The 13,177-nt window shown below is 58.9% G+C and carries 10 protein-coding genes; 5 read left to right on the top strand and 5 right to left on the bottom strand.

From position 1 onward, the window contains the following. On the bottom strand, positions 1–711 hold the full coding sequence (murU, locus tag RJQ10_RS17035) for an N-acetylmuramate alpha-1-phosphate uridylyltransferase MurU (RefSeq protein WP_502880253.1): 711 nt from the start codon (positions 709–711) through the stop codon (positions 1–3). 5 nt (positions 712–716) lie between these two features. Further along, the gene (locus RJQ10_RS17040) at positions 717–1,751 is read right to left on the bottom strand and encodes an aminoglycoside phosphotransferase family protein (protein WP_350148581.1); all 1,035 of its coding nucleotides are present in this window, start codon (positions 1,749–1,751) and stop codon (positions 717–719) included. A gap of 87 nt (positions 1,752–1,838) precedes the next feature. On the opposite strand from RJQ10_RS17040, the gene RJQ10_RS17045 reads away from it, so the two are divergent. From RJQ10_RS17045 to RJQ10_RS17065, 5 genes are read left to right on the top strand one after another with little or no spacing between them, the layout of a single operon-like run. Next, positions 1,839–4,211: an LPS-assembly protein LptD gene (locus RJQ10_RS17045; protein ID WP_350148582.1), complete on the top strand. Its 2,373-nt coding sequence runs from the start codon at positions 1,839–1,841 to the stop codon at positions 4,209–4,211. Beyond that, positions 4,201–5,481: a peptidylprolyl isomerase gene (locus tag RJQ10_RS17050; protein ID WP_350148583.1), complete on the top strand. Its 1,281-nt coding sequence runs from the start codon at positions 4,201–4,203 to the stop codon at positions 5,479–5,481. The genes RJQ10_RS17045 and RJQ10_RS17050 overlap by 11 nt, the downstream gene beginning before the upstream one ends. A gap of 6 nt (positions 5,482–5,487) precedes the next feature. After that, a complete protein-coding gene (gene pdxA, locus RJQ10_RS17055) occupies positions 5,488–6,483 on the top strand; it encodes a 4-hydroxythreonine-4-phosphate dehydrogenase PdxA (protein WP_350148584.1) in 996 nt (331 codons plus the stop codon). Then, positions 6,480–7,745 (top strand): hypothetical protein, encoded by a 1,266-nt coding sequence (locus RJQ10_RS17060; protein WP_350148585.1) that lies wholly within the window; start codon positions 6,480–6,482, stop codon positions 7,743–7,745. Before pdxA ends, RJQ10_RS17060 begins: the two co-directional genes overlap by 4 nt. Next, on the top strand, positions 7,742–9,163 hold the full coding sequence (locus tag RJQ10_RS17065) for a hypothetical protein (RefSeq protein ID WP_350148586.1): 1,422 nt from the start codon (positions 7,742–7,744) through the stop codon (positions 9,161–9,163). Before RJQ10_RS17060 ends, RJQ10_RS17065 begins: the two co-directional genes overlap by 4 nt. Before the next feature lie 80 nt (positions 9,164–9,243). Here the strand turns inward: RJQ10_RS17065 and RJQ10_RS17070 are convergent, their stop codons facing one another. The 3 genes from RJQ10_RS17070 to RJQ10_RS17080 form a co-directional block, all read right to left on the bottom strand. Then, on the bottom strand, positions 9,244–10,326 hold the full coding sequence (locus RJQ10_RS17070; protein WP_350148587.1) for a DUF1972 domain-containing protein: 1,083 nt from the start codon (positions 10,324–10,326) through the stop codon (positions 9,244–9,246). Between the two features lie 3 nt (positions 10,327–10,329). Further along, positions 10,330–11,484, bottom strand: coding sequence for a hypothetical protein (locus tag RJQ10_RS17075; RefSeq protein ID WP_350148588.1), 1,155 nt, complete (start codon positions 11,482–11,484; stop codon positions 10,330–10,332). Positions 11,485–12,248: 764 nt separating this feature from the next. Continuing rightward, a partial coding sequence (locus RJQ10_RS17080) for a lipopolysaccharide biosynthesis protein (protein ID WP_350148589.1) occupies positions 12,249–13,177 on the bottom strand: 929 nt, incomplete at its 5' end.

A 13,177-nucleotide genomic window follows, 5' to 3' on the forward strand; every position in this document is an offset into this window, starting at 1 on the left:
CTAGCGGCTATGGGAGGTCAGATCATCCTCGGATCCGGCATTTACACGGAGCAGACGGGCGTCCAGCTCCCGCAGCCGCTGCGGCGTGCCGACATCGGTCCAGGCACCGCGGAAGTGTTCTCCCGAGACCCTGCCCCGGGCGATAGCCACATCCAACAGCGGCCGCAGAGGCAACTTGCCGGGTGCCATGTCGGCAAAGAACCCCGCCGTGTAGACGCCGACACCTGCATAGGTCAGCCCGGGCTTCCCCGGCGGCCGGGCGCGGACAAGACCTTCGTCTGAGACGCAGAAGTCGCCGTCCGGGTGCTGCGGCGGATTGTCGACCAGCACCAGGTGTGCGGCCCCCGCGGGCAGGTCGCGCCGGGCCAGCAGGCGTTGCAGGGGGAAGCTGGTCCAGACATCGCCGTTGACTACCAGGAACGGTGCCTCTCCCAGCAGTGGCAGGGCGCGGTGGATGCCGCCGGCAGTTTCCAGCGGCTCGGGTTCGGCGGAATAGCGAATGCGGACCCCCCAGCGGCTGCCGTCCCCGCACCAGTCAATGATCTGCGCAGCCAGGTGGGACACGTTGATCACCAACTCATCCAGGCCCAGGGCAGCCAGGGCCTCAATGTGCCAGGCGATCAGCGGCCGGCCACCGACCTCCAGCAGGGGCTTGGGCGTGTGTGCGGTCAAAGGGCGCATGCGCTCCCCGACCCCCGCCGCCAGGATCATCACTTTCACAGCGACTTGCTCCAGGGCTGCCGAGCAACCGCAGTCAACACCGTGTGTTCGAACCAGTCCCGGAATTCGTCCAGCACGCTGGTCTCACCGGCGTGCGCAGCCAACACTTCGCGAATGTAGGCGATGACCAGCGGCAGATCCCGCAGGTAGGCGGACTTGCCGTCTCGCAGGTAGAGGCGGGCGAAGGTGCCCAGCACCTTCAGGTGCCTCTGCAAACCCATCCAGTCCAGCCAGCGCAGAAACGTGGCGTCATCCACCGCAGGCAACAAGCCCTGGCTGACCAGGGCGTCCCGGTGGCCCAGCGCCCAGGTCGTCACCCGCGTCCGCGGCCAGCGCACGTAGCAGTCTTTCAGCAGCGACACCGGATCATAGGTGACCGGCCCCACCACGGCGTCCTGGAAGTCAATTACCGCCAGCTCGCCGTCGGCCAGGCACATCAGATTCCGACTGTGGAAATCCCGATGCACCAGCACCTGCGGCTGCGCCAACGCACTGCCGATCAACAGGCCGTCCAGCTCTGCCAGCAGGTGGCATTCGGCGTCAGCAAGCTCCAGTCCCAGCAGCTGCTGCAGGAACCAGGCGGGAAAGCGGCTGAACTCTTCCGCCAGCAGGGCGCGGTCGTACACCGGCAGGGACGCCAGCGTCCCGGGCTCGATCGCCGCCAGCTGCCGCAACACGGCAAGCGCCCCTCCGTAGCAGTTATCTGCGGTAGATTCCGCCAGCTGACCCAGCAACAGCTGGTCCCCCAGGTCCTCCAGCAACATGAACCCCTGCGCCAGGTCCGCCGCCAGCAGGTCCGGTACGCGCACCCCGGCGCGACCCAGCAACTGGCGCAGCGCCAGGAATTCGCGGTTTTTCTCGGTCGCCGGAGGCGCCTCCACTGCAATCGCAGTCCGGCCCGGCCACTGCAGGCGAAAATAGCGACGGTTACTGGCGTCGCCGGCCACGGGCAACAGCGTTGCCGGGGTGGCCCCGGGTAGTTCAAGGGCGGCCAGGGCCCAGGGCAGCAGATGAGGCGAAGCAGTCGACAAGGGGGCTCCTGTGGCAAAAAAGTCCCGGACAAGCCCGGGGCGATGCATTATCATCCCGTGTTATACCAGAAAATGCATCTTGCCCTGATGAATCCGCCCCCGCACAGCCCCGCCAAACCCAGAGTGCGCCTCCTGGCCGTTGCCCTGAGCCTGGCCCTGCCGGTGCTGGCCGCAAGGTCTGCCGTGGCAAACGACACCGCCGGGCTGGATTGGGTGCCGCTGCAATCCCTGCCTGAGGCCCTGCGCGACAAGCAATGCCGCAGCTGTGGCGGGCGCTACATGGACCCGCTCGCCGAGTCAGACCTTACCGCCACCCCCGAGACCTCAGACATCCGCGCCCGCGCCAGCGAGTCCGAATTGGTGGGCGATGATGTCTACCTGCGGGGTGGAGTGACGGTTGACCAGGGGTATCGTCAGCTCCGGGGTGAAGATGGTTACTTCGACCGCGCCGAGCGCGAGGGCACCGTATCCGGCGGCATCACCCTGCGCGAACCGGGACTGCTGTTGCGGGGCCAGGAAGCGCAGTACTCCGCCGACACCGGGGAAGCGCGCATCCGCGACAGCGAATTTGTTCTCCACCAGCAGCACGTGCATGGCAGCGCGGTGCAGCTGCGGCGGGACAGTAATGGCCTGCTGTTCATCGAGGATGGCAGGATGTCCTTCTGCGCTCCCGACGATGAAGAGTGGGCCATCCGCGCCGACAGCATCAAGCTGGACCTGGAGGAGGGGCTGGGCACTGCAACAGGGGCCAAGCTGGACCTGGGTGGATTTCCGGTGCTCTACGTCCCCTGGGTTCGCTTTCCGCTGGATGATCGCCGACACACCGGCCTGCTTTGGCCCGATATCAGCTCCGACTCCAGCGGCGGGCTGGACGTGGCAGTACCGATCTACTTCAATCTGGCCCCCAACTACGACCTCATGTACACCCCGCGCCTGATCCAGGACCGCGGTCTGAACCATGAGCTCGAGGGCCGCTACATCAACCGCAACACCGGCTTCTGGTCCCTGGGTGGAGCCTACATGCCCAGCGATGACCAGCTGCAAAATGAAGGGGAACAGGGCGATACCAACCGCTGGCTGGCCAACGTCAAGCACAACGGCCTGTTCGAGCAGCGCTGGCGCTCGCGGGTGGATTACAGCAAGGTCAGCGATGTCGACTATTTCAAGGACCTTAATACATCCAGCCTGGATACCAGGCGCAAAACCAACCTGCTGCAGCTGGGCTCCGTGGATTACCTGGGGGAGGACTGGCTGCTCGGCGTCGAACTCCAGCAGTTCCAGACCCTGGCCGACGATATCGACGAAGACTACCAAAAACTGCCGCAGATCAGCGCGAGCTTCCGCGGCGACAATACGCCCTTCAAGGTCGACCCGATCTTTCTCGCCCAGTACTCCTATTTCGATTCGGATTCAGAGAGCGTCACCGGGCAGCGCCTGTACATGGAAGGCGGCGCCACCCTGCCGCTGCTGTGGCAATACGGCTTCCTCAAGCCCACCGCCAAGTATCGCTACCTGGAATATGAGCTGAACTCCACCGAACCGCTGTTCAGCGACAGCCCATCGGCGGGATCGGGCTTGCTCAGCCTCGACGGCGGCCTGTACTTCGAGCGCCCCACCAAGCTGGCGGGCAGGAACCTGCTGCAGACCCTTGAGCCCAGGGTCTACTACCTGGTCAGTGAATACGACGACCAGTCCACGCAGCCCGACTTCGACAGCGCCGAGCTGACCTTCAGCTACAACCAGCTGTTCCGGGAAACGCGATTTTCAGGCCGCGACCGCCTCGACGATGCCAACCAGGTGTCGCTGGGCCTGACCACCCGCTACATCAGCGATGACGACGGGCGTGAATACCTGAACGCGAGTATCGGCCAGATTTTTTACCTGCGTGACCGGCGCGTTCGCCTGGACCCGAGAGATGCGGTGCTCGACCAGTCGAGCTCGGAGATGGCCGCGGACGTCAATTTCTTCCCCAACCAGCGACTGAGCCTGCGCAACAGCCTTGTGTGGGACCCGGAGAGCGGCAACATGAACGCTGGCAGCCTGCACGCCAGCTACCAGCGCGAGGATCGCTCGGTGTTCAATGTGGGCTACTCCTACCGCCGCCCGGTAACCCTGGTAGACCGGGACACGGTAACCGAACAGGCGCACCTGTCGGCCTACTACCCGGTAAACGAGCGCTGGAGCGTATTTGCCGCGCTCAACTTCAGTATTGAGGGCAGTACCAGCGTGGAAGATATGTTCGGAATCGAATACGATAGCTGCTGCTGGCGTGTTCGCCTCTTGCATCTGCGCTACATTGACACCGTTCTCGGCGAGGATACCGATTTCTCCGACCCTGATCTGGAACGGGAGTACTCCACACAGGTCCAAGTCGTTCTGAAAGGTATGGGCGGCTTTGGTAACCGGGTTACCGACCTGCTTGAAAACATGATTCGAGGTTTCGACGATCGTGACTATTAAATCCGTACTGCTGGCCGCTGGCCTCGCCACCTCTTTGCTGCTGGGGGCGTCCGCGCAAGCCCAGACCCAAATGCTGGACCAGGTGGTGGCAATCGTCGATGACGACGTCATCATGGCCAGCGAACTGCGGGAGAGGATCCAGAGCATCACCCAGACCCTGCAATCCCGCGGCATGGACCTGCCCGCCGAGGACGTGCTGATCCGCGAAACCCTGGACCGGCTGATCCTGGAGAGCATCCAGCTGCAGATGGGCAACCGGGTCGGCGCCCGCATCAGTGACGCGCAGCTCAATGCCGCCATGGAGCGTATCGCCGCCCAGAACCGCATGAGCCTGGACCAGTTCCGGGTCATGCTGGAGCGGGAAGGCCAGTCCTATGCGACCATGCGCGAGCAGATTCGCCGCGAAATGGTGATCCAGAGAGTCCAGTCCGGCAACGTCAACCAGCGCATCCAGATTTCCGAGCAGGAGGTGCGCAACTTCCTGGCCTCCTCCGAAGGGCAGAAACTCAGCCAGCCCGAGTATCGCATCCAGCACGCCCTGCTGCCGCTCTCACCCGACGTCCCCGACAGCGAGGCCGAAGCCGCCCGCTCCTACCTGCAGGGTCTGCTGCGGCGCATCCGCGGTGGCGAAGCCTTCGACCGCGTTATTTCCACCAGTACTGACCGCTACCAGTTTTCCGGTGGTGACCTCGGCTGGCGCAAACTGGAAGACCTGCCCAGCCTGTTCAGCGATATCGCCCCCGGCCTGGAGGAGGGCGCCACATCGGATCCCATCCGCAGCCCTTCAGGGTGGCACCTCGTGCACCTGGCGGAAATGCAGGGGGGCAACCAGATGGTGAACCAGACCCGGGTACGCCACATCCTGGTACGGCCTTCGGAGATCATGACCAGTGAGCAGGCGCGCGCTCTCGTCGCCAGCCTGAAAGAGCGCGCCGAAGCTGGCGAGGACTTCGCTGCCCTGGCCCGGGAATACTCCGAGGATATCGGCTCCGCAGCCGAGGGCGGGGATCTCGGCTGGACCAACCCCGGCCAGATGGTTCCCGAGTTCGAGGCGGCCATGGCCAGCACGCCGGTCGGTGAGCTGTCTGACCCGGTGCAGAGCCAGTTCGGCTGGCACGTTCTCGAAGTGGTGGACAGGCGCGAGCAGGACATGACCCGCGAGGCCATTCGCGCGCGGGCCACCGAGGCCCTGCACCAGCGCAAGTACGAAGAAGAACTGGACGCCTGGCTGCGCAAGATTCGCGACGAAGCCTACGTCGATATCAAGTAAACCGGGATGACGGTGCCGAGGATCGCCATAACCGCGGGCGAGCCGGCGGGGATCGGCCCCGATATCGTCGCCATGATCGCCCAGGACAGCTGGGCCGCCGAATTACTGGTAATTGCCGACCCGGACTTGCTGCGGGACCGGGCCAGGCAACTGGGCCTGCCGCTCCAGCTGCGGGTGATTGACCTCACAGCTACGCCACACTCCCTGCCCCCCGGCACTGTTGGCATCCTGCCCAACGGCGGTGAATCAAGGGCGCCGCGCCTGGCCGCGGGAGTAGAGCCCGGTGTCCTGGACACAGCCAACGCGCCCTATGTCGTCGAGGCCCTGCAGAGCGCCGTAGACGGCTGCCGGCGCGGCTATTTCCAGGCCATGGTCACTGCCCCGGTGCAAAAATCCGTGATCAACGATGCGGGCATCCCCTTTAGCGGCCACACCGAGTTCCTGGCGGAGAAAACCGGCACAGCGAAGGTAGTGATGCTGCTTGCCGCCGGCCAGCTGCGGGTTGCGCTGGCCACCACTCACCTGCCACTGGCGCAGGTTCCGGCGGCCATTACTGCGGAATCACTAACAGCCACGCTGCAGATCCTGCACGCCGACCTGGTGCGCAAGTTCGGCATCGCCAGGCCCTGCATCGCTGTGCTGGGCCTGAATCCCCACGCCGGCGAGGGCGGACATCTCGGGCGGGAGGAAATCGAGGTCATCAGCCCCGTGCTGGACAGACTGCGAGGTGAAGGCATGAACCTGTTGGGGCCGCTGCCGGCGGATACTGCCTTTAGTCCCAAGCTGCTGGAGCAGGCCGACGCCTACCTGGCCATGTTCCACGACCAGGGCCTGCCGGTGCTGAAGTACGCGGGCTTCGGCAACGCGGTGAATATCACCCTGGGGCTGCCGATCGTGCGCACCAGCGTGGACCACGGCACAGCGCTGGACCTGGCGGGCACCGGCAAGGCCAGTGACGGCAGCTTGCGGGCGGCGCTGGAGCTGGCAATAGAGTTGGCATGAGCGCTGCCATCAGTAACCGGGAGTTCCTGAGGGCGCTGGTACTGGCCGTGGCGGCACTTGCGCTCGGCGCGGCATTGCTGGTGACGGGCTACAGCCTGTTGGTGCCCGTGTTGCACCCGGAGTTCGAGCCCTCTATCACAGGCGACCGGGCAGACGCCATTGTCATCCCGGGCAAACGCTTCCAGCCCGTAGTGTTCGGTGACGCCGGCACTGCGGGTGAAGCCGCCGTAGTCAGCAAACTGGCCAAAGCCCCCACCGAAGACCACGCTGTGCTGGTGCACAGGCGCCAGCTGCGAGCCGACCAGTTGCCCTTTCTACGCCTCCACATGGAAGGTCGCAATCCCGCTCTGCGAGTCATGCTGTTCTGGCAGAGAGCAGACGCTCCCGGAGAAAACCACTTCGCGGAGCTCGACCACGCGGGTGCGGGGCCGTATCTGCACAACCTGCTGCGCCATGATGAGTGGAAGGGAACGATAACCGAGCTGGCGGTGGGGCTGTTCGGTGATTTACGCGGAGAGGCAGTAACTCTGCACAGCGTGGCGCTGGAGCCCTACAGTTACCGTGGGCTGCTACAAACGGTGTGGACCGAGTGGACCGCATTCACGCCCTGGACCCAGAGCTCAATCAATGTCTACCGGGGAGTGCCGGTGGGTGCACTGGTCTTTCCTGTGCCCATGATCGCTGCCTGGCTGGCCACCGGCATTGTCATCATTGTGCTGTGGCGAATGGCCTTCCGTGAGCGCAGCCGACCTTCCCGCGCCTGGCTACCGGCAGCTATTGCCATTGGAATCGCCTGGGCTGCGCTGGACGCCCTCTGGCTGCAGCAGCTGTTCCGACAGAACGCCGAGACCCGCTACCTGTTCGCGGGCAAGACCTTGCACGAGAAGAAGCTGGCGGACTGGGATGGGGAATATTACGCGGCAAGCAGTTGGATCAAAGACAGTTGGGATAGCTCAGCCGACGAGTTGATCATCCTCCACGAGGAGAGTCACCTTGCACTGGCGCAAAGAATGCGTTTCCACCTGCTGCCAGAGCTCAAGGCGAGCACGATTCGTCCCATCAGCCGACTTTGGCTGGAACGCGCGGCCGAAAATTTCGACCGCGTAGTCGTGCTGTCAGCTCCGGGAACAGATCCCGATACCCTTGACGAGCTGCAGGAAGCTTTAACAGGAAAACATACTGGAAACTGGCGAATCATTGGGACCAAGGGGCCGGTAGCGATCTATGCTACCAACAGAGCAAAAGAGTGGGACGAGCCATGACCAGCGCTGCAAACGCGATCGTCGCTATTCTCCTGCCCTGGCTGTTTGGATCAGTGGTGGCTAGATCGCTCTCGGGACCAGGTCGTTCGGTTTGGCTGTATCTGGGGCAAGGTTATATTCTGGGCATTCTCGCTGTTGTGTGGCTCACAAAAGCATGGGATGCAAGTGGCTGGACACTGAACCTCCGAACCATGGCCGGCACCTTGATCTTGCTCACAGCCCTGACATCCCTTGGAATCCTGCACCGGAAGATTTCTGTCAGAGCTACTGTCCCGCGGCCGGCAGATCTGCCGCACAGCCCTACCGCCAGTTGGCAACGTGCAATTCTCGCGCTGCTCTGCTTGGGCATGGGCACTCACCTGTATGCCGTAGCGCAGGAACTGTTTCTCCGCCCGACATTTCCCTGGGACGCCTGGCGAGGCTGGGAACCCAAGGTTATCCAGTTCTTCGCCAATCGCTCATTAGAAGCGCCAATGGGAACCATTGGAAATTATGGCGAAATTTCGACTATCGCTCTGCTGTGGATGATGCTGGCCAGTGACACCACCCACCAGCCCTTCCTGCACCTTCCGTGGCTGCTCGCGTATTTGGCGCTGGCGGCCACAGTTTACGGCCATCTGAGAGAGCAGTCCTCCAGCATAACTTCTGCTGTTGGAGCCTACCTGGTCCTCAGCATGCCGTACTTGAACATCCACGTTACACTGGCCGGCTACGCAGATATCTGGCTCGCGCTGGCGTTTACAGTGGGTGTTCTGGCCTTGGCTGACTTCAGGCGCAACCCACGACACCTTACACTGATTGTGGCTGTGCTAATGACCGCTGCCTGCTTCCAGGCCAAACGTGCGGGTGCTGGTTTCGCTGTCGTGCTATCAGCACTCCTGGTAATTGAGACGAGCCTGCGCGCACCCAGGCCGGTCAGAATCGTGATGGCCGTTGCGCTCGCCATCGCAATAGGAGTTCTTGGATATACCATTCTGGGACACCCGGGCCTCCAGCTACCTCTCCCAGGTAACCATCGCCTGATAGTCACTTCCGAGGAATTTCGCATTACCGGACTCATGCGATTTACCTTTGGACCGGCCTGGCACCCCACGCCATTCTCTGAAGCGGTGCTGCAGTTCGGCAACTGGCATCTTGCAACGTTTCTGTGGGCTTTCGCCATCGGTGTCACCATTTTCTATCGCGAATGGCAACTTTTGTGGAGCACCAAAATTCTGGGGGTACTGTGTGGTGCTGGGGTAATCGCAGGCTACTTCATCATTGTGTCCCCCGAGGCGGCGGTTGATCATACCGGACTCGCAAGATCATTAACCTACATCATGCCCCTCGCAATAACGTCACTTCTGACGATTGCTTTAAAACTGGGCGAACGATCGAGCGAGGCAAAAGACCCGCCACAGATACCGTCAGGATACTGACAGGCGCGCTCCGCACAGCTTACCCCTACTCAACGGCGCTCCGGCGACTGGCCAATGTATTCAAAGCGAAACACAGTGCCTCAACCGTTCTCGATCAAGGAAAAATAAGAGTGCCCGACTTCAGCCCAGGTATATCTGCAAACCGCTATATCACGCATTTTCTTGCCGACCATGCGAGCTTCATTTGGGCTGAGAGTTTCAACCGCATCACATAACTCATACGCACTATTAAAGTAGAGCGCCGAGCACTCTGTTGTATATCGATTGAAATCACACCCATGTGCGAGGACCGGGATGCCAAAATGCATCATTTCTACGAGCGATGGATTGGTTCCGCCGGCGGAGTGGCCGTGAACGTATAGCCAGGCCCTTTCACGTATCTCGCGAAGCTGCCTAACGTCATAAACAGGATCACACATAAAAATATGGGAGTAGCCATCATATTTTTCACGCAGGTTTTTACCGTAATCACTTGCCTGCCAGTTACCTACAAAGACGAGAATCCTATGGGGCACACGGGAAAACCCTTCAAGGATCATCGCAACATTATTTTCAGGCTCGATTCTGCACAGGGCAAGAGCATAATTGGCCGGGAGGTCAACCACCAAACGAGAACCAGGGGCTGCGTCCAGAGCATGATCTCCACCGTACGCAATAACCTGACAGTCCTTTCCATAGCTCAACCTAATGTACTCTGAGATTGCCTGGTTGTCCGCCACAATTGCATGGGACCACCGAACCGCACACCTTTCAGATAACCTTAAAACCAACCTGGCCAGTCGACTCCACTTTCCTCTTCGCCACTCTATGCCGTCGACATTGGTGATGATACGTGCTCGCGAAATTAGTCGGACTATCGGTAGAAATAGCGCTCCGGACACACCCAAAAGCACGACTACATCGTGCCGTCGCAGACAACCATCCAACAGACAAACCGCATCATAGATCATACTCTGCCATCCGTTGGCTCCGAGCCAGACATACTGAAGACGCGCCCCCTCGAAAAAAGCGGGTCTTTTTTCATAAGCTGCCGCGCTGCAATAGACAGTCAATCTGTGAGGGAGGTTATTCCTGGTGCTGTAGCGAACCAGATTCTCGGCAAGTGTCTCGAAGCCACCGTAGCAAGCAGGCACTCCCACTGTGCCAATAAGTCCGATGTTCATCGTTTATTTACTGCCCCCTGCAGCCTTGGACATTGATATGGAAATGAGGATCCAGAATAACAAGAACCTTATCCCGTTGTGGGTAACTCCAAAAAGCATTACTGGACCACAAACAAGGCACATCGCCAGCCACCCATGACTGACAAGAACTGTACGAAACCACCGCCAGAAAAAATAGAGCAAGAATCCAGAGCCGCACAGACCGTAGTAGGTGAGCTGAGACATCAAGGTACTGTGGACCTCGTGGCCGCCGTGACGCAACGCAGCGCTATAGGACGACATGCCAAACACAAGCTCAACAAGCGAGGCCGAAGCAATAATTCCGTACCCTCTGACAGTAAAACTAGAGTCGTTTTCGCTGGCGAAATTTACCAATCTGTCAACAAAAGGAAGGCCGTCTACTACCATAAACACACGCCATAGCTCGAACATCAAAGCAATCGATGAGACGGCTACCACAAACAATAGACAGGACAGTAGCTTGACCAGGCGCGCTTCACGCGAGGCGTGGGAAAAAAGAAGATAGCCCGATTGAGCAAGCAGCAGAAACCCCATACTCACCATAGACGCCTTTGATAACGATGTCAGCGACAGGAATATCGAAATCATGAGGACAAGGAAAAACTGCACAGGACGTAGAGCTTTCAAGTTATACAGAAAGCAAACTATAGTTCCGCTACAAACGGCGAAATATCCTAACTGGTTGGGGTTGTTAAATGTTCCCATAGCTCTGACCGGGGCTGCGCCCGACTGCAATGAAAAGCCAGTCAAGATCACTCCGAGAAAAGCTACAGAGCAGGCAACTGATATAGCGTGCCCGACAGCAACCAAATCGCTCTGACTATATAAATGTCTTCGGCTATAAAAATAGAGGAAGAACACGAAAGTAAGATGAAGAGGCACCATCATAGTGACCAGAGGCGCTCCCGAGACAAGCGCTGCCAGCTCCCTTAGCCAGACATAGGCCACATACAGCAGGAAAAAAAGATCTGACCTGGATAAAGGTGAAAAGCGATAGGTGACTGAACACAGAAGAATAAAAACGGCCATCGCATAGTGCGCAAACTGAAGGCCACCAGATTCAAATAGATAGATCGGAGATAGTGCTACCCCAAGCGACATCAAAAGCAATAGAGGATACCGCCGCGCCATTACCATTCCTATTGGCTCCGGCGACTTCGCCTCAAGACCCCGCCCCCAGACCTCAGGGTCCGGTTTCCGGCTATCTCGTGACCTGAACAAAAACTGTTGCCCGCTTCAAAATAGGCACCCACATCGCCCAGATCGACATGCAAAAAGTCTCCTATGTCTCGCAGAACTTCGTCCGGTCTCTCGATGAGGTCCTCGTACTGGACACATAAATACCTGTCAGGATAGAACAAGCCATAGGTCCGGGCGGCCGCATTGGCGAAAAGCCAACCGATAGCTGTCCGGAGATATTCGAATTTCCGGACTCGTTTGACACCTTCCTCCAGGTCACGATTACGACCCTTCCTGTCTGACTCTACAACCGCATCAAGAGACCTCGTCAAGTGAAGAATGCCAATCTCAAAGTCATTCTTCAAATAAACCAGCGGCTTAACACAACTTGTGTACGCGGTTTTTGTTGAATCAATTACACAGATAACACCCGGCCCATTGGCTAACGTTCGTATTATTTCGATCTCGGTTTTCATAGTCACACCATCTTGATCGAATAGCGCACCAGACCAAAACTCGCAGTCGACAATGCGACTTCCGCAGCTGCACAGGCGATCTTTTTCAATCTCGCCGCGGATTCTCCAGAACTCGCCAATTGAAATAAGTCCAGGCGCGCACCCCAACATCCTTGACAGAACAGATGAGCCACTACGACCGTAGCCTGCGATATATAAGACTCCATTTTTCAACGAACCAACTCCAAGACGACACGGCGAAAAGCGTCACCGTAATCCACGATTCCCGATAATGTACTTAAATCCATAAAAAACGAGCAGTGCATTCTGAGCGACTAGAAATACGGTGAGCGCAAATGCCACGTTATAAGCACCAATCGTTGCCATCACCCACAGAGTGGGTAATGAAACTAGCGAGTTCAGGAGAGTGACATTCCTTACCAACTTTTCATAACCTGTCATATTCAACAGAACGGCAATGGAACCGGTCAGAATGTTGACCATGTGGCCCATTGCCAGCAATAAAAGCAGAGCCCCGCCTCGAATGGGATCAATCTCAAAGCCACGCAAGATAGTCCCCGAAAAGCCGACAACGACAAGGAAGACCGGCAAACCGAGAGAGAAAGATGTGAGAGCTGATTTACGATACTCTCTTTTCAATTCGTAGTAATCGCCGTCATTGTAACTCAGAGCAAAAAAACGTGCGCAAATTGCATTCACCACTGTTAGCGGAAAACTTATTAGCATTGCCAGCCTCTCGACCACTCTAAGCATCCCCGCATCATCGGCTCCAAGCTGAATGGATACTATAAGAACATATGCATTTGCGTGGAAAAAGTTGCCGATCAGTATCAGGTGGAATGACTTTACGCGCGCATAGAACCCGTTCAATTGCTCCAGTATATCTGCCACCGAAAATTTCCAGTGTGTGCGGCTCGAGTCAATGACCAGATACGCAAGCCCAACACCAATGACCGACCATGCGGACACACAGTATGCCACCCCAATGACGATTTCGTTCTCGTATGAGAATACTTGCTGAAGGAGTAAAACGGCCAGTGATGCCAGCAGCGCTGGGAGCCCGGATTCCAAGCCAACGCCTATGGCAGGTACTCCCAAACCCTTGAAGAATCCAGACAGAACGAAACCAGCTGTTAACGCGGGAATGGACAGTACAAACCACAGTCCCAGTTCAG

The sequence above is a fragment of the Haliea sp. genome (assembly GCF_040222615.1).
GTDB lineage: Bacteria > Pseudomonadota > Gammaproteobacteria > Pseudomonadales > Halieaceae > Haliea.